Below are 24,184 nucleotides of genomic sequence, written 5' to 3' on the forward strand. Positions count from 1 at the left end.
ACACTCACAGGGGTTCGAGCGCGGGGAGGAGCCACGCCGAGACGCCGTCGCCGTCGACGACGAGGTCGACGTTGGCCGCGCGGTCCGCGCTCGGTAGCCCCACCTCGATCCGACCCTCGGCGGCCGGCCCGTCGTCGGTCGTTCGAGCGACCACGCGGTAGCCGCCGCGGGCGCCGGCGACCGAGCGGAGTTCGACCGCCGACGCCGCGGGGACGGACTCGATCGACCGCGCGACCGACTCGGTCCCCGCGTCGCCGCCGTCGCTCCCCTTACCCCCGTCGGTCGGGCCGTCGTCCGCGTCGCCGTCGGTCGAACCCCCGTCCGCGCTGCCGCCGGTCCGCCGCGTCACGGTCACCGAGACCCCGCGGTCGCGGTCGGTCGGGTTGAGGAGGCGGACGCCGAGCGGCGGCGAGACGGCGTCGGCTCCCGTCCCCTCGTCCGTCGCCGCCGCCTCGGGGTCGCCGTCGACGGTCCGCCGTTCGAGGTCGAACCGGAGCGTCCGGTCCGGGGTGACGAGGTACGGGACGGGCGGGCCGGAGAGTTCGCCCACCGACCGGGTGCCGTCGTCGCTCTCGGACACCGTGCCGGCGCGGCGGACGGTCGCGTAGCGGTCGTCGCCGGCCGCGTGGTCGAACGTGGCGGCCGTCCGAACGGTCACCTCGCCGGCGCCCCGCTCGGCGCGGGCGTTGCGGACGCGGACCGCCTCGTACTCCTCGACGTAGGCGGTGACCGACTCGGGCGTGAGGTCGTCGGGGCGGGCGGGCGGGTCGCGCGGGGAGACTGCGGCGTCGCCGGAGCGGAGGGCGTCGGTACAGCCGGCGAGGAACCCCGCCGCGCCGCTCGCCCCGGCGAGGTACGAGCGCCTGTTCATGTTCGACGATTGACCTGAGACGGCTAAAGTCCGACGGAGGGACAAACGCGCCCTTTCGCGTTCGTCGGTCGGGGGACCGGGGCCGGGAGGGCGCTCCCGTCAGTCGTCGGCGGGCGCCGCGCTCGCCGCGTCGAGTCCGTCGCCGTGGCCCGGGACGGTGCCGTCGTCGTTCCAACCGCGGAGCGCGTAGTACTCCGAGAGCGCCGCGTCGAACCCCTCGATCGCGTCCGCGTACGGGAGGGTGTCGTCCCCGCGGTCGAAGCCGCGGGCGTTGTTGAACGCGCGCTCCAGTTCGACGACCCGGGCGCCCAGCGCCTGAACGGCGTCGTAGTCGGCGTCGAGCAGCGCCGCGAGCCGGTCGTCCGTGACGGTGCCCCGCGAGAACTTACAGACGACCGCCGAGTCGAGGGCCGCGTTGCGGTTCTCCTTCGCGACGAGCTTCGGCGGCTTCCCCTCCAGCCCCTCGGGGTCGAGCGCGTCGTCGGGGTCGACGAGGGGGTACTCGTAGGGGTAGAACTCCCCGTACATGTGGTCGGCGCCGCGGTTCGAGGTCGCGAACGCGAGCCCCTGGCCGTTGAGCGCGCGGCCGTCGTGGCCGGCGAAGGCCAGTCCCTTCACCGTCCAGTCCTCGGCGCCGAACTCCTCGCTGGCGCGGTGGACGCCCTCCGCGAGCTTGTCCCCCACCCCCTCGCGGTAGGCGATCTGCTCGACGAGCGACCGGACCAGCCCCGCGTTCCCGAACTCGTCTTCGCTCTGCAGGAACATCGAGACGACGTCCCCGCAGGAGATGGTGTCCATCCCCAGCTCGTCGCACAGCTCGTTGGCGGCCATCACGTCGACCACGTCGTCGACGCCCGCGTTCGAGCCGAACGCCATCACCGTCTCGAACTCCGGTCCCTCCGTCTCGATCCCCCGCTCCTCGTCGCGCGTGGGGAGCTTACACGCGAACGCGCAGGCCGAGCAGGTCCCCTTCTCGTACTTCTTCTCCTCGACGCGGTCGCCGGAGATGCCCTCGACGCCCTCGAAGGAGGTCTCCGCGAAGTAGTACGACGGGAGCGCGTCCACCTCGTTGGCCAGCTCCGTCACGCTCGTCGTCCCCTGCCGTTTCATGATCGAGTCGGAGGTAGCCGCCTCGCGGTGGACCGCCCCCGCCTCGTCGGGCCAGTCGGGATCGATCTCGATTCCGGCGTCCGCCTCCCCGTCGAACGTGAGCGCCTTCACGCCCTTCGACCCGAGGACCGCGCCCAGCCCGCCGCGCCCGAACGCCCGCGTGTCCGAGGTCATGACCGACGCGAACCGCACCGCGTTCTCGCCCGCGGGACCGATACAGGCGACGTGTTCCGGGCCGAGGTCGCGCGTCTCCGCGAACCGGTCGGAGACGGCCGACACCTCGGCCTCCGCCAGATCGGGGACCTCCTCGAAGGTCACGTCCGGCTCGCCGTCCGGCCCGACCTCGCGGACGTGGACCGCGAGCAGGTCGTCGCTCGCGCCGACGAGTTCGACCGCGGCGTACCCCGCGCCGGTGAAGTTCCGCGAGAGGAACCCGCCCGCGTTCGACGACAGCAGGCCGTTCGTGAGCGGCGAGAGCCCCGTCGCGGCCATCCGGCCGGTGTAGGAGGTCGTCGAGTACTGCATCGGCCCCGTCGAGAGGTACAGCCGGTTCTCCGGCCCGAGCGGGTCGGCGTCGAACGGGATCCGGTCGTACGCGAGCGACGTGTTGAGCCCGCGACCGCCGACGAACGACGCGAGCCGGTCGTCGATCGGCGTCGTCGACGCGGTCCGCTCTGTCAGGTCGATCGTGAGGAGCGGCCCCTGTGCGTGTCTCATGCGCGTAGTGAGCGAACGAGCGGCGATAAAACTCGGGGTGGTCGTAATTTAAATATCAGTTCGCGGCGGCGATTGCTAATAAATGAACGAGGCGGTGGCGTCGCCGGCGGCTCTGCCGCCGGCTGCAAGAGGCGCGTCGCGCCTCCCTGCGTGCCGACGAGCGCCCGGAGGGCGTGAGTCGCACGCGCGAGGGAATCGCGAGCGGAGCGAGTGACGAGGCTGGGGAGGTGTGAGGTGCGGGGCTGTGCGGGGCGGGACTCAAAGGGGCAGCCACGAGGCGACCGTAGGCGACGCAAGCACCGCAGCGAAGGAACGGAGTGACTGAGGGAGGAGCGCAGCGAGCGTACGGTCGCCTCGTGGCTGGGGCTTTGGGGGTGTCCGCCGTCGGCAGACGAGAAATCATTTATAAACGGGCGACTGGGGCTTTGGCGGCCTTCACCGCAGAACCGACGATCAGTTATAAACATCCGACGCTGTATCGCGGTTTAACTTATAAACCACCGACCTGCGTCACCTGCTTTCCTTATTCGTCGAGGACGTGGTGCGTCACCGCGTCCGCCCCAGACTTCGCCGTCTCCAGCGTCGCGACTCGGAACATATCGTCCGCGCCCTCGACCGGGATCGGGAGCCCGCCCGGGTTCACGCGGACGGTCCCGTCGCGCGCCTCGGCGCCGTGGGCGTGGGTGTGACCGTGGAGCACGTAGTCGTAGTCGCCGCAGTCGACGAGCGCGCCGACGAGGAGTTCGCTCGTTCCGTGGGTGACCGCGACGTCGACGCCGTCGGCTTCGCTCGCACCGTCGAACGAGAGCGCGGCGGCTTCGCCGTGGTACTCGCCGAACGCCTCGACCGTCGACTCGACCGCCCACTCGCCGTCGTTGTTCCCGCGGACCGCATGGAACGCGAAGTCCGCGTCGAACGGCGTCACGGAGAACGGCGCGACGAAGTCGCCGCAGTGGACGACCGCGTCGACCCCCTCGCGCTCGAACAGCGAGACGGCCGCCTCGACGGCGGCCAGGTCGTCGTGCGTGTCGGAGACGATGCCGATGCGCATACCGACCGGACGCCGCCGCGTCACTTCAACCCCCGCCTACTCGCCGGTCAGCGCCTCGCTCGCGGGCGCGAAGTCGATGGTCTGCCCCCGCCCCTTCTCGCTCGCGCGCTCGTACAGCATGTGCGCGGCCGCGACCGTCTCGACCGCGGTTCCGCCCGAGTCGAAGACGGTCACCTCGTCGTCGCTCGTCCGACCGGAGTGATCGCCCGCGACGACCGCGCCGAGGTCGGCCGCGATGCCCTCGCCCTCCGCGATCAGGCCGGCCTCGACCGCGGCGAGGTACGAGCCGGCGTCCTGCGTCGCGCGCGCCCGGAGGTCGGGGACGTACGTCGCCCGCGCGACGAGTTCCGGCGGGAGTTCGTTCTTCTCGGGGTCGTACTGCCCCATCGCCGTGACGTGCGTCCCCGGCTCCACGTCGGCGTCGTCGATGACGGGGTCGCTCGCGGTCGTCGCGGTGATCACGACGTCGGCGTCCGCCAGCGCGTCGCTCGCGCTCTCGACCGCGTCGACGTCGGCCGCGAGGCGCTCGTCGAAGCCGGCGGCGAACAACTCTCGACTTTCCGGAGTGGGCGAGAAGACGCGGACCGCGTCGAACTCGCGGACCGTGGCGGTCGCCGCGACCTGCCCGCGCGCCTGCGCGCCGCTGCCGATCACGGCGAGTTCGGTCGCGTCGTCGCGGGCGAGCGCGTCCACCGCGACCGCGCCCGCGGCGCCCGTCTTGAACGGGTTCATCGACGCGCCGTCGAGCAGCGCGAGCGGCGCGCCCGACTCGGCGTCGAACAGGGGCGTCATGAACCAGGCGTCCTCCGCGCCGAAGCCGGCGGAGTAGGCGTACCCGCCCATCGCGCCCGTCTCCGGGAGGACGGCGGCGTAGGTGGTGAACATCCCCGGCGGGTCGCGGTTGAGCAGCTTCGTCCGCGGCTCCGCGGGCGCGCCCTCGCCGACCTGTCGGTAGGCGTCGCGCACGGCGGCGACGTAGTCGGCCGGCGCCGCGAGGTCGTCGACGTCGGAACTCGAAAGGAACAGGGTCTCCGTCATATCCGGCCACTCGGGGCCCGGGAACTAAACGGTGCAGGAGGCGGCGATCCGGCCGGCGTCACGCGGACGACCGCCCGCCCGACCCGCCCTCACTTCGGCCGGGGCGCGACGACCCCGCGACCGCGGAGCCGTCGTCGCTGACTGGTGCCCTGACGAACACCGCGTGGGCCATGACGGCGGCGGCCGCCGCCGCGCCCGCGGGCATCGCCAGCGTCAACGACAGCCCGGCCAGCCTGAGGAGCGCGGTCACGCCGATCAGCGCTGCCGGGATGAGCCCGAGGACGTAGTCGTAGTATCCAGTCATGCGTCCATTGAATACTAGGGAGAGATCCGTATTAAATTTTTCTCGTGGTTCGACGGTGGTTCCCCTATGAGCACAGCAATGTAACTCATAAGTTATGAGCCGGTCGACCGTCCCGTCGACGCGGTGCGAAGTGGCGGCGGGTCGGAGAAGGCGGGGGCGTCGAAGCGGAGAAGCGGACTACCGGAGCCGGAAGTAGAGGGCCCGCCAGCCGCCGAGCGCGACCGATCCCAAGACGAGCATGACGGCCGCGAAGGCGAGGTCGGCGCCGCCGCGGAAGACGAACGCGCGGAGCGCGAGCCCGACGACCGCCGCTGGGATCCACGACCGGATCACCAGCGGGACCGACGACTTCGCCGTCTCGGCCGCGCCCGCGGAGTAGGCGCCGACGAGCGGGGCGACCGCGACCCAAGCGATCAGGAAGGGCGCGTACACTCCCGGCAGGTACAGCGGGTGCGCGGTCAGGAACTCGACGGTGGTGTGGTTGAGCGTGCCGACGGTCAAAAGGAGGATCAACGCGATCAGGTCCCCGACGGCGAGCGGCGCGGCGCCGCGGTCGAGGCGGGCGGCGAGAGACGGCGGAGCGTCCATACCGACCCCTGCGAGCCGCCCCCACTTTTACCGCACGGATTCGTCGGCGCGGGCGGGGAGGCGTCCTCCCCGCCCCGCGCTACCTCGTCACTCGTACAGCGGGTGCGCCTCGCAGAGCTCGACGACGCGCTCGCCGACCTCGTAGATGACGTCGTCGCTGTCGACGTCGTCCACGACGCGGTAGATCAGCTCCCCGACCTCCTCGATGGCCTCGGCGTCGAAGCCGCGGGTCGTCAGCCCGGCGGTGCCCGCGCGGATCCCCGAGGGGTCGAACGGCGAGCGCGTCTCGCCGGGGACGGTGTTCCCGTTGAGGACGATGTTCGCGGCCGCGAGCGCGTCCTCCGCGTCGCCGCCCGAGAGGTCCGGGTGCGAGTCGCGCAGGTCGGCCAACACGAGGTGGTTGTCGGTGCCGCCGGAGACCAGGGAGAGGCCGTGTTCCTGAAGCGTCTCGGCGAGCACCTCGGCGTTGTCGACGACCTGTCGGGCGTACTCCTTGAACTCGGGCTCTAAGGCCTCCTTGAAGCCGACCGCCTTGCCGGCGACGTTGTGCATCAGCGGGCCGCCCTGCCCGCCGGGGAAGACGGCCGAGTCGACGTCGTCCGCGAACTCCTCGTCGCACATCACGATCCCGCCGCGGCCGGCGCGGATCGTCTTGTGGGTCGAGCCGGTGACGAAGTCCGCCACGCCGACCGGCGAGGGGTGGACGCCGGCGGCGACCAGCCCGGTAATGTGGGCGATGTCCGCGAGGTGGTAGGCGTCGACCGCGTCGGCCGCCGCCTGGATCTCCTCCCAGTCGACGGTACGGGGGTACGCCGAGTAGCCCGAGACGATGATGTCCGGATCGAACGACTCGGCCGTGTCGCGTAACCCCTCGTAGTCGATGTACCCCGTCTCGGGGTCGACCTCGTACTGCTCGACGTCGTACAGCTGTCCCGTGAAGTTCGCCGGGTGGCCGTGCGAGAGGTGGCCGCCGTGGTTCAGCTCCAAGGAGAGGATCTTGTCGCCCGGTTCGAGCACCGAGTAGTAGACGGCCTGGTTCGCCTGCGTGCCGGAGTGCGGCTGGACGTTGACGTGGTCGGCGCCCCACAGCTCCTTCGCGCGTTCGATCGCCAGCTCCTCGACCTCGTCGGCGTACTCGCAGCCGGCGTAGTAGCGCGACCCGGGGTAGCCCTCGGCGTACTTGTTGGTGAGGACGCTCCCCTGCGCCTCCAACACCGCCTCGCTCACGTGGTTCTCGCTCGCGATCATCGCGAGCGTCTGCTCCTGTCTGTCGCGCTCGCCCGCCAGCGCGTCTGCGACCGCCGGGTCGACCTCCCGGACGTACTCGTGGTCCATGTTTGAACCCGGGTTCGACCGCGCATTAATCCTTCCGTCGCCGTCTGAAGTCGCCTCCGTGGGACCGGAAACGCGACGCCGCGCGCGTCGCCGCTCCGCGGATCGGTCCGCCGCTCCGCTCGCGTCCCTTTTCGATGAACAGAATATCCCGTTTTTCGGGGTTTCAGACCCTCTACGTGAGTTGTTCGTCCTTCAAATCCCGTTAATATTAAATACGCAACTGGCTTTTATACGGAGAGATAAATGGTGTCGAATTTGCTAGAGGCCGACGTCGAGGCGGCGCTCGAAGCGGCCTTCGCCGGGGACGACGACGAACTGCTCATCGTGGACCCCTCGGCGGAGACGATCGTATCGCTGGTCGAGACCGCCGTCGGGCGGGACGACCTCCCGAAGCTGTCGATGCTCGCGGACGAACGCACGCTCAAGGACGTGTTAGACGACTTCGTCGTCGCGTCCCGGGCGGCGGACCTCGTCGCCGACGACGCCTTGGACCTCCGGGTGCTCGGCGGCGAGGTCGACAACGCCCTGTTCGTCTCCCCGTCCCGGGTCGTCGCGCTGGTCACGGTCGGGGAGGGCGTCGCCGCGCTCTCGACCGACGACGGCGAGTTCGTCGACGAGGTGTACGAGACCCACCGGGACGCGTTCGACGAGGCGTCGGCGTACACGCTCCGCACGCCGGCGATCAGCCGGGTCCGCGAGACGCTGGAGTCCGAGATCGGCGCCGAGGCCCGGGCCGACTTCGACGCCGTCCTCGACGCGGTCGAGGCGAACGACGACGACGGGATCGAGTTAGACGAGGTGACCGTCTCGCTGCTCGTCGCGGCGAAGAACGACGTGCTCCTCTACGACATCTCGAAGTGGGGCGAAGACGTCGGGATCGCCTCGAAGGCGACGTTCTCCCGGACGAAGACGCGGCTCGAAGACCTCGGGATCGTCGACACCGAGAAGGTCCCGATCGACGTCGGCCGACCGCGGCTCCGCCTGAAGCTCGGCGACGAGCGCCTCCGAGGCGTCGACGCCGCCGAACTGGCGGCCGAGGCCGCCGAGATGATGGCCGCGACGCCGGCCTGACTGGGACGCCGGCCCGACGGCTCGCGCGCCGTTTCTCCGCTCTCCGGGTCCCGTCGGCGCGCCGGCGCGCGCCGCGGACCCGCGGCTTTTTTCCGTCGCCTCGCGTCCACCGAGTATGGATATCGGACTTGTCGGGGACGGTCCCGCGGTCGAGGCCGCCGCGGCCGCGCTCGGCGACGTCGACGTGAACGCGATGCCCGTCGAGGCGGAGTTACTCGACGGGTTCGACGCCGCAGTCGTCGTCGACACCGCCGGCTCGGCGGCGTTCGCGGCCGCGAACGAGCTGCTCGACCGGTGGATCGCGGTCGAGGTGGGCGGGCTCGGCGGCGTCCCGCTCGACGGCCTCGACGCCGCGGTGACCGTCTTCGACGACGCCTGTTACGACTGCCTTCGCGCCCGCGTCGGGAGCGGCGGGGCGGAGCCGGCCGACGCGCCGACCGGCCGCCGGTCCGCCGTGCGCTACGCCGGCGCGGTGGCCGGCCGCCGGGCGATCCGCCTGTTCACCGGCGACCCGGTGACCGACACCGTCGTCGAGGTGCCCGGCCCCGAGCGGACGCTCCTGCCCGCCCCCGGGTGCGACTGCGGGACGGACCCGGGCGACGCGCTCCCGCGCGAGGACGTCGAGCGGGACCTCGACGAGGCGATCGGCCGAGCGGAGCGCGCGGTCGACCGCCGGGTCGGCGCCCTGAGCGAGGCCGGCGAGCAGGAGTCGTTCCCGCTGCCGTACTACGTCGCGCGGATCGCGGACACGACGCCCTTCTCGGACGCCGACGCGGCCGACTTCGGCGGCGGCGCGGCCGCCGACTGGGACGCCGCGTTCATGAAGGCGCTCGGGGAGGGGTTAGAGCGGTACGCGGCCGGCGTCTACCGCGAGGCCGAGTTCACGCGCGCGCCGGCCGCGAACGTCTCGAGTCCCGTCACCCCGGACGCGTTCGTGCGGCCCGACGGCGCCGAGGCGTACGACCGCGGCGACCGGCTCCCGTGGGTCCGCGGCGAGCGCCTCGGGACGGGCGAGCCGGCCAGCCTCCCGGCGGAGTTCGTCGGCTTCCCGCCGCCGGAGAACCGGTATCGCCCGCCGATCACGACCGGGCTGGGACTCGGGAGCTCCGGGCCGGACGCCGCCTTGTCCGGGCTCTACGAGACGATAGAGCGCGACGCGACGATGACCAGTTGGTACTCCACGACGGAGCCGCTCGGGCTCGACGTCGACCACCCGGGGTTCGCGGCGCTGGAGAAGCGGGCGCGCGCGGAGTCGCTGTCGGTGACGCCGCTGCTCGTCACGACCGACGTGGACGTGCCCGTCGTCGCGGTCGGCGTCAGCCGCGAGGGCGACTGGCCGCGGTTCGCCGCGGGGTCGGGCGCCGACCTCGACCCGGCCGCGGCGGCGCGGAGCGCGCTCGCGGAGGCGCTGCAAAACTGGACCGAACTCCGGTCGATGGGCCGGGAGGCGGCCGACGAGCAGGGCGCGGCGATCGGTCACCACGCCGACCTGCCCGCCGAGACGGCGGCGTTCTTCGACCCGGACGCGACCGTCTCCGCCGAGGGGCTCGGGGAGCCGGCGCTGTCGGGGACGGAGGAGCTGACGGCCGCGGTCGACCGCGTCGAGGGCGTCGGGCTCGACCCCTACGTCGCGCGGGTGACGACCCGCGACCTCGCGGCGCTGGGCTTCGAGGCGGTCCGGGTGCTGGTCCCGGGCGCGCAGCCGCTTTTCACCGGCGACCCGTTCTTCGGCGACCGCGCGAGCGAGGTGCCGCGGTCGATGGGGTACGAGCCGGCGCTCGACCGCCCGTACCACCCCTTCCCGTGAGGGCGGGCGCGGGCACCGCGCGCCGCGTCGGTCGCCCCGGCGCCGACTGCCCGTGCCCGCGGATTTAGGTACCTCCGGGTCGCGGGAGGGCGTATGGACGTCGTACCCGACGCGGACGTCGAGGCGGTCGAGGCGGTCGACGGCGTGTTCCTCACGCAGGGGGCCGTCGGCGAGGAGACGAGCATCCAGCGGTTCGAGATCGGACCGGGCGAGGCGGTGCCCGAACACGACCACCCGCACGAGCAGATCGGGCTGATCACGGCCGGAGCGGTCACCTTCGTCGTCGACGGCGACGAGCGCGTCGTCGAGGCGGGCGACACGTACGTGATCCCCGGCGACGAGCCCCACGCCGCCGAGAACCGCGGCGACGAGCCCGCCGTCGGCTACGACATCTTCTCGCCGCCGCGGGCGAACCCGGACTGGGGAAAGTAGGCGGGCGGAGACCGTTCGAGGCGGGGCTATCTCGGGACGCAAACCGTCACGAACCGGCCGATTCTCCGCGTCTGCGGTACCCGCAAGACGTACCGGACCGAAGGTGTGTTAGTGCTCGGGGCCTGATAACGGGTAATGGGAGTTCAAGAACAGTATCCGTTCGACGTGGAGGCGCTCCGCGCCGACTTCCCGATCCTCGAACGACGGGTCGGCGGGGACCCGGAGACCGCGGGCGAGGGCGAGGGCGACGACACGCCCCTCGTCTACCTCGACAACGCGGCGACCTCGCACACGCCCGACCCGGTGGTCGACGCCATCTCCGACTACTACCGGAGCTACAACGCCAACGTCCACCGCGGGATCCACCAGCTGAGCCAGGAGGCCTCCGTCGCCTACGAGGAGGCCCACGACGCGGTGGCCGACTTCGTCGGCGCGGCGGGCCGCGAGGAGATCGTGTTCACCAAGAACACCACCGAGGCGATGAACCTCGTCGCCTACGCGTGGGGCCTCGAAGAGTTGGGGCCGGACGACAACGTCGTCCTCACCGAGATGGAGCACCACGCCTCGCTCGTCACCTGGCAGCAGATCGGTAAGCGCACGGGCGCCGACGTGCGGTTCATCGACGTGACCGACGAGGGGCGACTCGACATGGACGACGCCGCCGACCTGATCGACGACGACACGGAGATGGTGTCGGTCGTCCACGTGTCGAACACGCTCGGCACCGTGAACCCGATCGGTGAGCTGGCGGACATGGCTCACGACCGCGACGCGCTGATGTTCGCGGACGCCGCGCAGTCGGTGCCGACGCGGCCGGTCGACGTCGAGGAGTTGGGCGTCGACTTTCTCGCCTTCTCCGGCCACAAGATGTGCGGGCCGACCGGGATCGGCGTCCTCTACGGCCGCGAGGAGATCTTAGAGGGGATGCAGCCGTACCTCTACGGCGGCGACATGATCCGCCGCGTCTCCTTCGAGGACTCCACGTGGGAGGACCTCCCGTGGAAGTTCGAGGCCGGGACGCCCTCCATCGCGCAGGGGGTCGGCCTCGCGGCCGCGATAGAGTACCTCGAGGAGGTCGGGATGGACCGTGTCGAGGCCCACGAGGACCTGCTGGCGGAGTACGCCTACGACGAACTGGCGGCGCTCGGCGGCGTCGAGATATACGGCCCGCCGGGCGACGACCGCGGCGGCCTCGTCGCGTTCAACGTCGACGGCGTCCACGCCCACGACCTCTCCAGCATCCTCAACGACTACGGCGTCGCGATCCGCGCCGGCGACCACTGCACCCAGCCGCTCCACGACGAGATGGGCGTCGCCGCCTCCGCGCGCGCCTCCTTCTACTTCTATAACACCGTCGAGGAGGTCGACGCGCTCGTCGACGCGGTCCGCGAGGCGCGCGACCTGTTCGCGTAGCGAACGGCGGTCTCGCGCCCCCGCGTCGACTCCGGACGAGTCCGCGTGTTTTCCCGGTTGTACCACCGATTAATCGGCAAAACGAGCCGTGACAACGGTGATCGCGCAATTATTATCCCCGCTTCGGCCCGAACAACGATCGAAGAAAAACCACAACTCTCGTAGTAAGCCGCTTCCCGCTGAGCTGTCGCCCGCCGCCACAACCAATGACCGACCACACACGACCGCCGTCCGACGCGCGCGCAGACGCGGCCACCGACCGATCCGAACCGCTCACCGATCAGTCCGTCGACGAGGAGCCGACCACCGTGCTCCACGTCGAGCCGGACCCCCGCTCTGCGGAGCTGCTGGACACGTTCGCGCGACGGCTCGCGGACCGCGTCCGAGTGCGTTCCGTGGACCGCTTCGCGGACGCGCTCGACGCCGTCGCGACGGGCGTCGAGGTCGACGGCGAGCGCGTCGCCGTCAACTGCGTCGTGACGGAGCAGCGTCTCCCTGGCGGGTCGGGCGTCGAACTCACCGAGCGGCTGCGCGAGGCGGGGCGCGGGCTGCCGGTCGTCTTCTACACGACGTGTCCGGGAGAGGAGAGCGAGGCGGCGGCGTTCGGGGCCGGCGCGGACGCCTACTTCGAGAAGGGATCCGACCGCGGGCGCTACGACGCGATACTCGACCGGATCCGCGCGCTCGTCGCGGAGCGCCGCGACCGGGACCCGACGGCGCGCGCGGCGTCGACGCCGCGCGCCTCGGGGACGCCGGGAGAGACGCTGCGCTCCGAGGAGTGAGTCGCCGCTGAACGGCGAGCCGGGAAGGCGCGGAGGGCGGGTTCGACGGCGACGTTACCGTTCGAGGTCGACCGTGAGGTCGGTCGCTATCCACGCGTCGGTGTTGCCCTGTTCGGTGAAGACGGTCCGCTCTTGGGAACAGCGGGTCGCGGCGACGGTCGGACGTTCGTCGGCCGCCGGTTCGGCGTCCCGCTCGATCCGGTCTCCCGTTGTCATTACAATCCGCTCGGGGACCGGTGGGCATATAGATTTCGGTCGGCCTAAATCGGCCGCGGCGATCCGCGCGGGGGATCGGAGGGCCTTAGCTCGGGGCGGTCGTTCGCCCGCCCGTGACAGACACCCTGTTCACGCCGCTCACGTTGCGCGAGACCGAGTTCCGGAACCGCGTGATGCTGTCCCCGATGTGCCAGTACTCCGCCGAGGACGGGCTGGCGAACGACTGGCACCGGGTCCACCTCGGCGCCCGCGCCGCCGGCGGCGCGGGAGTCGTGATGACCGAGGCGACGGCCGTGGAGGGCCGCGGCCGCATCACGCCGAACTGCCTCGGGATCTGGTCCGACGAGCACGCCGAGGCGATCGAACCGATCGTCGAGTTCGTCAGGTCGCAGGGGGCGACCCCGGGGATCCAACTGGCCCACGCCGGGCGGAAGGCCTCCCACCGCCCGCCGACCGAGGGGAGCGGCCCCGTCCCCGCCGACGACCCGGACGGGTGGGAGACCGTCTCCGCGACCGACGAGCCGTACCCGCACCCGGACGTCGACGAGGGCGAGTCAACCGACACCCGCCGGCTTGGCGGAGACGGGATCGAGGAGGTGATCGACGCGTTCGCGGCCGCCGCGGAGCGCGCGCGCGACGTCGGCTTCGAGGTCGCGGAGGTCCACGCGGCCCACGGCTACCTGCTCCACCAGTTCCTGTCGCCGGTGACCAACGACCGCGAGGACGGGTACGGCGGGAGCTTCGAGGCCCGGACTCGGCTCCTCCGCGAGGTCGTCGCGGCCGTCCGCGACGTCTGGCCCGACGGGAAGCCCGTCTTCGTCCGTATCTCCGCGACCGACTGGCTCCCCGACCGCGACTCGTGGGACGTGGACGATTCGGTGCGTCTGGCCCCCCTGCTGGCGGAGGCCGGCGCCGACCTGATCGACGTCTCGGGCGGCGGGATCCACCCGGACCAGCAGATCCCGAGCGCCGGCGCGGGGTATCAGGTGCCGTACGCGGAGGCGATCCGCGAGGGGACCGACGTGCCCGTCGCCGCGGTCGGCGGGATCACGGAGCCGACCCACGCCGACGCCTTGGTCCGCAACGGGCGGGCCGACCTCGTCGCGCTCGGCCGCGAGCTGCTCCGGCACCCCTACTGGCCGCTTGAGGCCGCCCACGAGCTCGGCGCCGACGTCGAGTGGCCGGTCCAGTACCGCCGCGGGCGCTTCGACTGAGGCGGATGGCGCGGTCCGCCGCGGGCGGCGGCGTGCGAACCACGCGCAGGCGCCGGGAAGGCTTATGCGGCTCCCGGGTGCCGACGGCGTATGGGCGACCTCGACTACCGACCCTTCCCCGAGGAGCGAGACGACGAGTTCAGCGCGTTCATGCGGTACGCCTTCTCTCCCGAGCGGGGGCCGTACGACCCCGAGGCCGACGACGACGACCGCGAGCACCTCGCGGCGTACCGCGGGCTGTTCGACGGCGAGGAGGCCGTCGCGGTGTGCGGCCACCACGACTTCGCGCTCCGGATCCGCGGGCGGGACCGCGACGCGGCCGGCCTCTCCGCCGTCGCCTCCCCGCCGGAACACCGACGACAGGGGCACGTCGAGCGGCTCCTCCGCGAGTCGCTCACCGAGTATCGAGGCGACGACGTGCGCTTCTCCGTGCTGTGGCCCTTCGAGCACCCGTTTTACCGCCGATACGGCTGGGAGACGGTGAGCCGGTACCGATCGGTGAAAGCCCCGCCCGAACAGTTGGCGTTCGCGGCCGAGGCGAGCGGCGGGACCGACGGCGCGGGCGAGTTCCGGCGGCTCGACGCCGACGACTACGACGCGGCCGCCGACCTCCTCGCCGCGACCGCGGACCGGTACGACTTCACGATGGCGCGGACGGCGGCGTGGTGGCGCGAGCGCACCCTCCGCGGGTGGCAGACCGACCCGTTCGTCTACGGCCTCGAACGCGACGGCGACCTGCGCGCGCTGCTGTCGTACACGTTCACCGGGCGCGACGAGGGCGACGGGACGGCGATGGTCGTCTCCGACGCCGCCGTCCGTGATCCGGCCGCGTGGGACGAGGTGTTCCGGTTCTGTCGGGACCACGACTCGCAGGTCGAGCGCGTCAGGCTCCGGCTCCCGGTCGACGTGAGCCTCCTCGACCGGGTCGACGACCCGCGGGCGGTGACCGAGGAGGTCCGCGCCGGCCCGATGTTCCGCCTCGTCGACGCGGCCGCGGCGCTGGCGGCGGTAGACCCCGACCCCGCCCTCGAAGCCCGGTTCACCCTCGCGGTCGACGACCCCCTCGTCGACTGGCACGACCGACCGATCCGGGTGGCCGTCGCGGACGGCGCGGTCGACGCCGAGCGGGTCGACGCCGGGAGCGACCCCGGAGCGTCCGCCCGCGACGACGCCGACGTGACCGCGGGGGTCGGCGCGCTCTCGCAGCTGTACGCGGGGTACCGCGACGTCGACGACCTCCGGGCGCACGCCGCGCTGGACGTCGACGACGAGGCCGGCGAGGGCCTCGCGACCGACCTCGCCGCCCTCTTCCCGCCGCGGCGGACGTTCCTTCGCGAGGGATTCTGACCGGCGCCGAGGCGGCGGTCTGGTCCGGGCGCGACCGCTGCCGGGCTTTTTATTCGCGCGCGCCGTAGCGGGCGTCATGAGTTCCCGCGACCGCCGCGACGGCGACGACCTCGAAGAGCGGCTCGACGAGCTCGAGGACGTGCTGGGCGAGCTCCGCGCCGACCTGCGCGAGACCGAGCGCGACCGCCGCGGGCCCCCGCGGCCGCCCCGGCTCTCGGAGCTGGTCCGGTTCACCGAGCAGTACACCATCCCGACGGTGATCGCCCTGCTGGAGACGACGATCAAGTCGCTCGAACTGCTTCGGGGCACCCTCCGGCTCGCGGACCCGAGCCGGAGCGTGGCGGAGGGCACAGAAGGCGCGGGCGACCGGCTCGCGGACGTCCGCGACGGCGCGACCGCCGGCCTCTCGCGGTCGCTCTCGGAGCTCCGGACGGCGCTCTCGGAGGCCGACCTCCCCGAGGAGGCCGCCTCGCGCTCGATCATCGCCGACGCGCGCGACCTCACCGCGGAGATCGAGTCCCGCATCGACGAGGGGCGCCGAGAGGCGGACGCGGCCCGCGACCGGCGGCCGGAGGGAGACGGGACCCGAGACCGGAGCGAGGGGAGCCGCGACCGCGACGAGGGGAGCCGCGACCGGAACGAGGAGGGGGCGGACCGAGGCGGCGACCCCGTTCAGATAGACGTGACCGGACCCGGCGACGGGGACGCCGATTCCGCGGACGGAGCGTCCGGAGACGCGGATCCCCCGGAGGTCGACGTCGAGTCCGAACTGGAGTCGATAAAGCGCCAGATCGACGGCGTCGAGGGGGACGCGGACGACGGCGCCGAGGTCGACGGAAACGCCGGCTCGGACGCGGGCGAGAAGAGCGTCGACGCGGAGGCCGACGGGTCGGGTGACGCCGGCGGAACGGCGAACGCGGAGGACGGCTCGGACGCCGACGGCCCGGACGACCGAACGAACTGAGCCGCGGTCTCAAAACGACGCGCCGAGCCGGCCGGCGACGCGCTCGGCGGAGTCGACGAGGAGCGTCTCGTCGTCGGTGAACACCTCGAGGGCGACCGTCCCGTCGAACCCGTCGAGCTCGGACGCGACGAGGTCGTAGTCGACCTCGCCGGCGCCCACCGGAAGGTGCGTGTCGCCGCGGCGGCGGACGTCGTGACAATGGAGGTGCGAGACCCGGTCGCCGTGGCTCCGGAGGAACCGCCGTATCGCCTTGTTGCCGCCCTCCATGTACGCGTGACCGATATCGAAGCAGACCGGGGTGTCCGTCTCGCGGGCGAGGTCACCGAGGACGGAGAGCTGAAGCCCCGCGTGCTGGTGGCCGACGTTTTCGACGACGACCTCGACGCCCGCCTCGCGGCCGGCCGCCGCGACCCGTCGGAGCTGGTCGGCCGCGGTCTCCCGGAACTCCACGTCGTCGCGGTCGGCCGAGGTGGCGTGGAGGACCGCCTTCTCGGCGCCGAGGTCGCCGGCCGCTTCGAGGAGCCGCCGCTGGTAGGCGACGATGGCGTCGTTCACCTCCGGGACGTACGTCGCCAGCCGCTGGCCGTACGGGAGGTGGACGAGCAGGTCGCGGCCGGCGAGCGCGTCCGCGAGCCGCTCCGGGTCGACCTCGCCCGGCACGAGCGTCGGCTCGCCGATCCCGAGTTCACAGAAGTCGAACCGCGCGGGCGACGCCGCGAGCCGGTCGAGGTCGTCGCCGACGGTGAGACCGATGTCCATGTCGGCGGTGGGTGCGGCGATCGGATAAATGGTGTCGCCGGCTCGGTAGCGCCGGTGAGGTTTCCCTCCGGCCACGGGGTCAGAGCGGGTCGCCCGCGACGCCCGCGGTGCGGCGATTCCGCGTCGGGTCCGTCAGTACTCTTCAGGCGCCGAACTCGCGTACCCCTTCAGCGCTATCGGGACCACGAAGAACCCGATCACACAGGCGATCGTCACGGCGATCTGATCCGGCTTCGGCAGGTCACCGGCAACGATCAGTAAGAACAGCGACGTACCGAGATAGAGGACGGCGATCGCCCATCGAACGAGGGGGTTCGCTAGCAACCGAACGTGGCTCACGATGGACACCGCGTGTGCCCGCCGTAGTAAACGTTCGGACGCAATCCGGATGTTCCGCTGAACCGAGAGCGACGAGCCCAAGAAGAGTGGTTCGACGGCGCCGCCTCAGTCGTCAGCCAGCGGGTTATCGAGGTCGATCTCGCCGGCGTCGATCTCGGCTTCGATCTCTCGGACCGCGGTCACCATGTTCTCGGTCTTCCCGTACGCGACCTCGCGCGGGAGAAGCTTCAGCCCGCAGTCGGGCGAGACCGTGAGCTTCTCCGGCGGGACGACGCGGAGGCCCTGCCGGATGTTCTCCTTGATCTCTTCGACGGACTCGACCTCGGCGGTGTGGGCGTCGACGACGCCGAGCGCGAGGTCCGGTTCGAGTTCCGGCTCTTCGAGCACGGGGATCTGCTCGTAGTCGCCGTTCGAGAGCTCGATGTCGAACTCGTCGATCGGGTAGTCGTTGACCTCGGGGTACACCCGCGAGTAGTCGCCGTAACAGACGTGGAGCCCGATCCGGACCTCCTCGGGGATGCCCGCGGCGATGCGTTCGAGCGCCTCCCCGACGATGGCGTGGTCCTCCGGGGTCGTCGCCAGCGCCGGCTCGTCGATCTGGATGTAGCGCGCGCCGGCCTCGACGAGCTTCTCGACCTCCTCGTTGACGAGGTCCGCGAGGTCGTAGACGAGCTCCTCGGTGGAGGGGTACGCCTCGTTGAACGCCCAGAAGCCGAGGGTGTACGGGCCCGTGATCGGGACCTTCACCGGGCGCTCGGCCACGCCGGCGGTGAACTCGAACTCGTCGACGAGCCACGGCTCGTCGTACTCGACCTCTTCGACCACCGAGGGCTTGTCGAAGTAGTTGTGGCCCCACACCTTCACGGGGCCGTTGAACTCGTAGCCGTCGATTCGGTCCGCGAAGAACTCCACCATCTCGTTGCGGCGCATCTCGCCGTCGACGACGGTGTCGAGGCCGGCGCGCTCGTGCTCGTGGGTGATGAGCCGACAGGCGTCGTCGTGGGCCTCTTCGAGGTCCGACTCGTCGAACTTCGAGTCGGGGTCGTCGACCAGATCGTCGGCCCGGTTGAGCCACTTCGGCTTCGGGTACGAGCCGACGACGGTCGTGAGCAGGAACGCGTCGTTCGGGTGGTCGTCCGGGCGAAACTGGTCGCGGTTGGCTTCGGGGTTTCGGACCATCAGTCGAGCACCTCCGCGGCGGCGGCCAGCGTGTTCAGCTTCTCGCGGTACTTGTTCGTCGGCAGGTAGAACAGCTCCGTGTTCGGCGTGAGGTAGGTCCGGTCGAACCCCTCAAGCGGGATCTGCGACTCGAACCACTCGACGCGCTCCGCGACCGTCTCCGGCCCCTCGACGAGCGTGTTCTGCCCGTCGACGAGCCCGAGCGACAGCGAGTCGGTCGACCCGAACTCCTGGACGTTGTAGACGGTGTCGTCGCGGTCGCCGGCGACGAGGTCGAGTCCGATCGCGTCCGCGCCCGCCTCGTCGACGAGGTGGGCGTACAGCTTCTCGCCCAGCGCGCCGTAGGACGTCTGGACGACCACGTCGGCGTCGGTCGCGTCGGCCACCGTCGCGATAGCGTCCGTCGCGCGCTCCTCCTCGCCCTCGGCGGGCGGGTTCGTGACGAGCGACGGTTCGAGGAGGAACAGCGTCTCGTGGGCCGGGAACGCGTCTACCTCGTCCGCGAGGAACCCCGCGATCGCGGCCTGGAAATCGGCCTCGTCGCCGTAGCGCTCGTCCGTCGCGAGGTCGGCCAGCGAGTACGGCCCGGGGAGCGTCGCCGCCAGCGACGCGTCCGCGGCGCCGTCCGCCTCGGCCAGTAGGTCGTCGGCCTTCTCCAGTTCGCCCGCCACGTCGCCGGAGAAGCCGAGGTCGTCGACGACGCGCGGGTCGCGGTAGAAGTTGTTGTTGTCGTAGTACCGGACGATACCGCCGGTCTCGACGGCGTCGCTGACGGTCAGCGGGTGCGCGATCATGTCGTCCCACCGGCCCTGCCCCTCGGAGATCAGGTCGAGACCGGCGTCCAGCTGATCGTCGACGTACTCGGCGCGAACCTCGTCGTACTCCGCCACGATCGCCTCGCTCTCGTCGCCGCTGAGGAGGTCGCCCTTCTGGTGACCCTTCAGGTCGGAGAGCGTCTCTTTCGCCCCGTCCGGAAGCGGATACAGCCCCGGCGTCGCCGCGACACGTTCGGTCATTACCGACCGTTGGATATGCCGTCGTATAATATTTGCTAATGCGCGTTATGCTTAATGGTAATTCACCGCGGAGAGTCACGCGCGCCGCAGCGCCACCACGGTGAGCGTCTCGAACGGGAACGACTCCTCGACGACCGGTTCGGCCCCGAAGCCGGCCTCGTCGACCAGCGCGAGCACCTCGTCGTACCCGGTGAGCGAGGAGACCAAGAGGAGGACGACGCCGTCGGGCGCGAGGACGCGACCCACGTCCGCGAGGAACGGTTCGATGAGTTCGCGGCCCGACTCGCCGCCCGAGAGCGCGTGCTCCATCCAGTCGTCCCACTCGTTGTCGGGGTCCGTCGGGAGGTACGGGGGGTTGAAACACACCGCGTCGAACGCGTCCGCGCGGAACGGCGAGAGCAGGTCGGCCACCACGGCCTCGACGCCGCGCTCGCGGGCCTGCCGCGCCGCGTGCGGGTTGAGGTCGCTGCCGACCACGTCGAGGTCGCGCTCGGCCGCCACCCGCTGGGCGACCCACCCCGACCCCGTGCCGACCTCCAGCACGCGTCCGTGCGCCTCCGCGACCGCCGCCTCCGCGAGCAGCCCGGAGTCCTCCGCGGGCTGGTAGACGGTGACGTCGTCGAGGCCGCGTCGCGCGGCGAGGTCGCCGCGCTCGAGCCCGTCGTCTCCGGTCATCCGTCCCCCTCCGCGTCGCCGTCGGTCGAGTCCTCGTCCACCGCGTCGGCGTCGGTCGACCCTTCGGATCCGTCCCCCGCGTCGCCGGCCGTCCGGCTCTCGGATCCGTCGCGTCGCGCCGCGCGCCCCTCGACGGACGCGTCCAACTGCGGTCCGGACGCGCCCTCGGCGCGGGCGGAGAGCGTCTGCTGCGGGAACGGGATGACGATCCCCTCGTCTTCGAGCGCGTCCTTCATCGCGTTCATCGCGGCGGTCTGCGTCCGCCAGCGCTTCCGCATGCTGGGGTTGCGGATCCAGTAGCGGAGCCCGAGGACGACCGCCGAGTCGTCGAAGCGCTTCGTCACGGCGTTCGGCTCGGGCATCTCCGCGACGTCCTCGACGCCCGCGACCGCCTCCTCGACGACGGCGGCCGCGCGCTCGACGTCGCTGTCGTAGTCGACGCCGACCTCGACTTCGATCCGCAGCCGGTTCCGCCGCGATCGGTCGACGATCGACCCGGAGCGAACGGTGTCGTTCGGCATCGTGATCACCTCGCCGTCGAACGACCGGAGCCGCGTGCTCATGATCGATATCTCCGTCACCGTCCCCTCGTGGTCCCCGACCTCGACCCAGTCCCCGACCTCGAACGGCCGGGAGAACATCAACACGAAGCCGGCGAGGATCGCGCCCAAGGTCTGGCGGGCCGCCATCCCGACCACGATCCCGAGGAACCCCGCGCCGACGAGGAGGCTGCCGACGTTGTCGGTGAACAGCCCGACGACGGCGACCAGCGCGGTCGTGTAGACTGTCAGCTGCGTGATCCGGAGGATCACCTCCTGCTGGTGTTGAGAGACCGACGCGCTCTCGGCCCCGATCTCTCGGATGACCCCGCCGAGGAAGTCCGTGAGCGCGTACGCGATCGCGAGGAGGATCACGGCGAGGACGACGTTCGACACCTGATCGGCGGTCAGCGTCGACCGCGCGGCCTCGAAGAGGGCGCCGCTCCGGTCCCACACCGCGATGAGCGTGAGCGCGCCCGCCGCTGTGGCGACCCCGACCGCCGTCGACAGCAGGAGGCGGCGCGTCGAACTGAGGTCCTCGTCGCCGCGTTTCAGCCGCCCGGTGAGGTACCGGACCGCCAGCACGCCGGCGACGATCCCGACGGAGGCGGCGAACCGCTCGAAGTTGCCCGCGAGCGCGCGCTGAAGCTCCGTCACGAGGCCGATCCACCCGGTCATCTCACGCCTCCGTCGGGGAGCCGCGGTCGCGGGCCAGCTCCGCCAGCGCGGCGAACGCCGCCGGCTCCAGCGTGCCAGGGCGGCTGCCGAGCAGCTCCTCGTCGGCCGCGTCGACGACCGCCTCGGGGTCGTCCAGCCCGGAGATATGCGCCGTGTTCCGCACCGCGTTCCGCACCGTCTTCCGCCGCTGGGTAAAAAGCGCCTTGACGAACCGGAGGAAGAACGCCTCGTCCCCGACGACGTAGTCCGGGTCGCGAGGGGTACACCGCACGACCGCGCTCTCGACCGCGGGCTGCGGGTCGAACGCCTCCTTCGGGACGCGCTCCGCGATCTCCACGTCGGCGTAGTGCTGCGCCGACACCGAGAGCCGGCCGTACTCGGACTCGCCCGCGGACGCCACCATGCGCTCCGCGAACTCGGCTGGAACATCAACACGAGCGGCCGCTCCTCCGGCAGCAGCCGGAAGGCGATCTCCGGAGACGCCGTACGGGAGGTTGGCGACGCAGGCGGTGAACTCGGGGAGATCGACGTCGAGCGCGTCGCCCTCGACCACGTCGAGCAGCCCGTCCGCGACCGCGGCCGCGAACTCCTCGCGGAGGAAGTCAGCGAACGCGCCGTCCCGTTCGATCGCGGTCACGCGCCCCGGTTCCGCGTCCGTGTCGGCCGCTGCGCCGTCGCCACTTCCGGCGGCCGCGGTCGCCGTCGCCAGCAGGCGGTCCGTGAGCGCGCCCGCGCGAGCAGCCCGTCCGCGACCGCGGCCGCGAACTCCTCGCGGAGGAAGTCAGCGAACGCGCCGTCCCGTTCGATCGCGGTCACGCGCCCCGGTTCCGCGTCCGTGTCGGCCGCTGCGCCGTCGCCACTTCCGGCGGCCGCGGTCGCCGTCGCCAGCAGGCGGTCCGTGAGCGCGCCCGCGCCGCCGCCGATCTCCAAGAGGTGGCCGCGGTCGGCGTCGTCGGGGAGGTAGCCGGGGATCCGGTCGAGGACCCGGTCGTCGACGAGGAAGTGCTGGTCGCGGTCGGGGTCCGCGCGCGAGCCGGCGCGCCTCGCGAGCGCGTCGGGGTCGCGGCCCCCGTAGCGGACGCCTCGCCCGCCGGTGAGTCGGTCATGGCCGGGGTACACGCGGTGTTCGGGTAAAAGTCTCGTTTCGGGGGCGCTGCGGCCGGCGTCGGCCGGCGTCGGCCCGGCGGCGGAGCGCCCGTCCCGTCCGACTCACTCCTCGCGACCGACGAACGTCCGGTACTTCAGGTCGTCCTCGCGGATCTCCTCGACGATCCGTTCGAGGATCACCTCCCGCGGGCGGTGAAGCCCGGAGATGCGCTCCTCGACGTCGTCGAAGCTCTCGAACGGGCCCCGCTTCCGCTCGTCTAAGAGGTCGTTCCGCAGCTTCTTGCCGATCCCGGGCAGCAGGTTCAGCTGGTGGAGCCGGAGCGTGATCGGTCCCGCCTCGTTGTAGAAGTCCACGAACCGCTCCTCGTCGGCGTCGACTATCGCCTCGACGGCGTACTCGACCTCCGCGGCCGCGTTCCGGGTGAGGTCGTCGAACGACACCTCTCGGTAGCGGCCGACGTCCGGGCCGTCCGGCGCGATCCGGTCACCCACGGAGACGTCCGCGTCGTCTCCGAGCGATAGCTCGTACAGGCGAACGAGTCGGCCCCCAGCCCGTACGCCACCGGCGACTTACGGGTCGTCGTCCGGGCGCCCGTTCGGCAACACGTCGAGCAGGACGGCGGTCGGGCCGTCGCCGCCGGAGGCGTCGTCTCGCCCGCGGCTCTCCGGCGTCCGCGGCGGCGTCGCCCCCGCTCCGATCGTCGGCCGGCGTCCCGTCGCCGTCGGCGTGGTCCATGTATCGTTTATCGCTCCGGGCGGTGAAAAAACCGCTGGCGAGGCGGATGCGTCCGGGTCCGGCGCGCGCTCCGCGACCGCGCGCGGTCGCTCGCGAAACGGAGTGCGGGTCGTCCGGCTCGCGCGGCCGGGTCCGAGAGAAAGCGCGTCGGCGGGTCGCCCCGTCGAGCCGAGCGGGACGCGTTCAGGCGTACTTCGCGACGACGTCGAGGATCTCGTCTAGCTCCTCGCCGTCGAGCGAGTAGCGCTCCTGGGCGAACACCGAGCGGAGCTCGGTGCGGTCCTCGGGGAGCAGGTCGGTGATCTTCACCGCGGTCGGCACGTCGATCTGGTCGAGCTCGGTCAGCTCCTCGACGAGATCGCGGGACTCGTCGGCGTCTAGGTCCGCGAACCGATTGACGTGCTCGATGGCGCGGGCCAGCTCGTAGCGGAGGTCGCGGTCCTCGTCTTCCGCGCGCTCGTCTTCGATCTCCACGAGGATCTCCTTCGCCTCGGAGGTGGTGACGTACTCCTCGTCGAGCTTCTCTTTGAAGATTGTCATCTCAGTTCTGCTGGGCGCGCATGTGGGCGGCGGTGACGATGAGCGTCTTCGTCTTGCCGCCGTCCGGAATCTCGACTTTGAACGCGGAGCCCTGCTTGCCGACGACGGTGCCGGTCCGGCCGTCGAAGCGCGGGTGGAAGCGGCCCTTGGGGACGCTCGGGTCGATCTTGAGGTGGACCTGCGACCCCTCGTCGAACTCCTGGATCGCTCGCTGCGGCGGGGAGGTGCCGCGGTTGCGGGGTTTGTTCGAGAGCTTGTCGCGAGTCGCTTTCTGGCCCATTGGAACTCGGCATGGTCTTGGGACACCTTCCGCTGCCGCCGTTATAAATCGTGCGTTACGACCCGCGGGACGTGGA

The 24,184-nt window shown here is 71.5% G+C and carries 24 protein-coding genes and 3 pseudogenes; 8 read left to right on the forward strand and 19 right to left on the reverse strand.

All coding sequences use genetic code 11. The features are described from left to right. Positions 1 to 4 precede the first annotated feature (4 nt). The 7 genes from KI388_RS10955 to glyA all read right to left on the reverse strand — a co-directional run bounded on the left by KI388_RS10955 (position 5) and on the right by glyA (position 7,014). The gene (locus KI388_RS10955) at positions 5 to 871 is read right to left on the reverse strand and encodes a hypothetical protein (RefSeq protein ID WP_215086662.1); all 867 of its coding nucleotides are present in this window, start codon (positions 869 to 871) and stop codon (positions 5 to 7) included. Positions 872 to 970: 99 nt separating this feature from the next. Further along, the gene (locus tag KI388_RS10960; RefSeq protein WP_215086663.1) at positions 971 to 2,698 is read right to left on the reverse strand and encodes an aldehyde ferredoxin oxidoreductase C-terminal domain-containing protein; all 1,728 of its coding nucleotides are present in this window, start codon (positions 2,696 to 2,698) and stop codon (positions 971 to 973) included. 523 nt (positions 2,699 to 3,221) lie between these two features. Next, positions 3,222 to 3,749: a metallophosphoesterase gene (locus KI388_RS10965; protein WP_215086664.1), complete on the reverse strand. Its 528-nt coding sequence runs from the start codon at positions 3,747 to 3,749 to the stop codon at positions 3,222 to 3,224. A 36-nt stretch (positions 3,750 to 3,785) separates the two neighbouring features. Then, a complete protein-coding gene (locus tag KI388_RS10970; RefSeq protein ID WP_215086665.1) occupies positions 3,786 to 4,787 on the reverse strand; it encodes an ornithine cyclodeaminase family protein in 1,002 nt (333 codons plus the stop codon). A gap of 58 nt (positions 4,788 to 4,845) precedes the next feature. Next, positions 4,846 to 5,091 (reverse strand): hypothetical protein, encoded by a 246-nt coding sequence (locus tag KI388_RS10975; protein ID WP_215086666.1) that lies wholly within the window; start codon positions 5,089 to 5,091, stop codon positions 4,846 to 4,848. A 177-nt stretch (positions 5,092 to 5,268) separates the two neighbouring features. Continuing rightward, entirely contained in the window at positions 5,269 to 5,679 is a 411-nt protein-coding gene (locus tag KI388_RS10980) for a DUF3054 domain-containing protein (protein WP_215086667.1), read from the reverse strand. A gap of 87 nt (positions 5,680 to 5,766) precedes the next feature. Continuing rightward, positions 5,767 to 7,014, reverse strand: coding sequence for a serine hydroxymethyltransferase (glyA, locus tag KI388_RS10985; RefSeq protein ID WP_215086668.1), 1,248 nt, complete (start codon positions 7,012 to 7,014; stop codon positions 5,767 to 5,769). Positions 7,015 to 7,257: 243 nt separating this feature from the next. On the opposite strand from glyA, the gene KI388_RS10990 reads away from it, so the two are divergent. The 5 genes from KI388_RS10990 to KI388_RS11010 all read left to right on the forward strand — a co-directional run bounded on the left by KI388_RS10990 (position 7,258) and on the right by KI388_RS11010 (position 12,519). After that, the gene (locus KI388_RS10990; RefSeq protein WP_215086669.1) at positions 7,258 to 8,085 is read left to right on the forward strand and encodes a DUF5821 family protein; all 828 of its coding nucleotides are present in this window, start codon (positions 7,258 to 7,260) and stop codon (positions 8,083 to 8,085) included. A 115-nt stretch (positions 8,086 to 8,200) separates the two neighbouring features. Continuing rightward, positions 8,201 to 9,892 (forward strand): YcaO-like family protein, encoded by a 1,692-nt coding sequence (locus KI388_RS10995; protein ID WP_215086670.1) that lies wholly within the window; start codon positions 8,201 to 8,203, stop codon positions 9,890 to 9,892. A gap of 93 nt (positions 9,893 to 9,985) precedes the next feature. Next, the gene (locus KI388_RS11000) at positions 9,986 to 10,324 is read left to right on the forward strand and encodes a cupin domain-containing protein (protein ID WP_215086671.1); all 339 of its coding nucleotides are present in this window, start codon (positions 9,986 to 9,988) and stop codon (positions 10,322 to 10,324) included. A gap of 135 nt (positions 10,325 to 10,459) precedes the next feature. Further along, positions 10,460 to 11,737, forward strand: coding sequence for a SufS family cysteine desulfurase (locus KI388_RS11005; RefSeq protein WP_215086672.1), 1,278 nt, complete (start codon positions 10,460 to 10,462; stop codon positions 11,735 to 11,737). Between the two features lie 206 nt (positions 11,738 to 11,943). Beyond that, complete coding sequence (locus KI388_RS11010) at positions 11,944 to 12,519, forward strand: response regulator (protein WP_215086673.1); 576 nt, start codon at positions 11,944 to 11,946, stop codon at positions 12,517 to 12,519. A gap of 54 nt (positions 12,520 to 12,573) precedes the next feature. On the opposite strand, the gene KI388_RS11015 is transcribed toward KI388_RS11010, so the two are convergent. Further along, positions 12,574 to 12,735: a hypothetical protein gene (locus tag KI388_RS11015; RefSeq protein WP_215086674.1), complete on the reverse strand. Its 162-nt coding sequence runs from the start codon at positions 12,733 to 12,735 to the stop codon at positions 12,574 to 12,576. A gap of 113 nt (positions 12,736 to 12,848) precedes the next feature. On the opposite strand from KI388_RS11015, the gene KI388_RS11020 reads away from it, so the two are divergent. The 3 genes from KI388_RS11020 to KI388_RS11030 all read left to right on the forward strand — a co-directional run bounded on the left by KI388_RS11020 (position 12,849) and on the right by KI388_RS11030 (position 16,260). Then, positions 12,849 to 13,949 (forward strand): NADH:flavin oxidoreductase/NADH oxidase, encoded by a 1,101-nt coding sequence (locus tag KI388_RS11020; RefSeq protein ID WP_215086675.1) that lies wholly within the window; start codon positions 12,849 to 12,851, stop codon positions 13,947 to 13,949. 90 nt (positions 13,950 to 14,039) lie between these two features. After that, on the forward strand, positions 14,040 to 15,296 hold the full coding sequence (locus KI388_RS11025; RefSeq protein WP_215086676.1) for a GNAT family N-acetyltransferase: 1,257 nt from the start codon (positions 14,040 to 14,042) through the stop codon (positions 15,294 to 15,296). A gap of 76 nt (positions 15,297 to 15,372) precedes the next feature. Beyond that, positions 15,373 to 16,260 carry a hypothetical protein gene (locus KI388_RS11030; protein WP_215086677.1) on the forward strand — a complete coding sequence of 296 codons (888 nt, stop codon included), beginning with the start codon at positions 15,373 to 15,375 and terminating at the stop codon, positions 16,258 to 16,260. Between the two features lie 9 nt (positions 16,261 to 16,269). Here KI388_RS11030 and KI388_RS11035 read toward each other — a convergent pair whose 3' ends face one another. The 11 genes and pseudogenes from KI388_RS11035 to KI388_RS11085 all read right to left on the reverse strand — a co-directional run bounded on the left by KI388_RS11035 (position 16,270) and on the right by KI388_RS11085 (position 24,121). Further along, a complete protein-coding gene (locus tag KI388_RS11035) occupies positions 16,270 to 17,019 on the reverse strand; it encodes a sugar phosphate isomerase/epimerase (protein ID WP_215086678.1) in 750 nt (249 codons plus the stop codon). Positions 17,020 to 17,151: 132 nt separating this feature from the next. Then, the gene (locus KI388_RS11040) at positions 17,152 to 17,358 is read right to left on the reverse strand and encodes a hypothetical protein (protein ID WP_251133144.1); all 207 of its coding nucleotides are present in this window, start codon (positions 17,356 to 17,358) and stop codon (positions 17,152 to 17,154) included. A 105-nt stretch (positions 17,359 to 17,463) separates the two neighbouring features. Further along, on the reverse strand, positions 17,464 to 18,537 hold the full coding sequence (locus KI388_RS11045; RefSeq protein ID WP_215086680.1) for a methionine synthase: 1,074 nt from the start codon (positions 18,535 to 18,537) through the stop codon (positions 17,464 to 17,466). Then, positions 18,537 to 19,553 (reverse strand): 5-methyltetrahydropteroyltriglutamate--homocysteine methyltransferase, encoded by a 1,017-nt coding sequence (locus KI388_RS11050; RefSeq protein ID WP_215086681.1) that lies wholly within the window; start codon positions 19,551 to 19,553, stop codon positions 18,537 to 18,539. The genes KI388_RS11045 and KI388_RS11050 overlap by 1 nt, the downstream gene beginning before the upstream one ends. Positions 19,554 to 19,628: 75 nt before the next feature. After that, entirely contained in the window at positions 19,629 to 20,228 is a 600-nt protein-coding gene (locus KI388_RS11055) for a HemK2/MTQ2 family protein methyltransferase (protein ID WP_215086682.1), read from the reverse strand. After that, a complete protein-coding gene (locus tag KI388_RS11060; protein ID WP_215086683.1) occupies positions 20,225 to 21,445 on the reverse strand; it encodes a mechanosensitive ion channel family protein in 1,221 nt (406 codons plus the stop codon). Before KI388_RS11060 ends, KI388_RS11055 begins: the two co-directional genes overlap by 4 nt. A gap of 1 nt (position 21,446) precedes the next feature. Continuing rightward, positions 21,447 to 22,082 carry a 16S ribosomal RNA methyltransferase A gene (locus KI388_RS11065; RefSeq protein ID WP_215086684.1) on the reverse strand — a complete coding sequence of 212 codons (636 nt, stop codon included), beginning with the start codon at positions 22,080 to 22,082 and terminating at the stop codon, positions 21,447 to 21,449. 98 nt (positions 22,083 to 22,180) lie between these two features. Beyond that, positions 22,181 to 22,564 (reverse strand): annotated as a pseudogene (locus KI388_RS11070) (16S ribosomal RNA methyltransferase A); the annotation flags it as partial. Between the two features lie 90 nt (positions 22,565 to 22,654). Continuing rightward, positions 22,655 to 23,288 (reverse strand): annotated as a pseudogene (locus KI388_RS11075) (DUF655 domain-containing protein). A 183-nt stretch (positions 23,289 to 23,471) separates the two neighbouring features. Next, positions 23,472 to 23,828: an RNA polymerase Rpb4 family protein gene (locus tag KI388_RS11080; RefSeq protein ID WP_215086685.1), complete on the reverse strand. Its 357-nt coding sequence runs from the start codon at positions 23,826 to 23,828 to the stop codon at positions 23,472 to 23,474. A 1-nt stretch (position 23,829) separates the two neighbouring features. Beyond that, a pseudogene (locus KI388_RS11085) lies at positions 23,830 to 24,121 on the reverse strand (50S ribosomal protein L21e). Positions 24,122 to 24,184: the final 63 nt, after the last annotated feature.

This window comes from Halorubrum sp. 2020YC2, from assembly GCF_018623055.1.
Taxonomy (GTDB): domain Archaea; phylum Halobacteriota; class Halobacteria; order Halobacteriales; family Haloferacaceae; genus Halorubrum.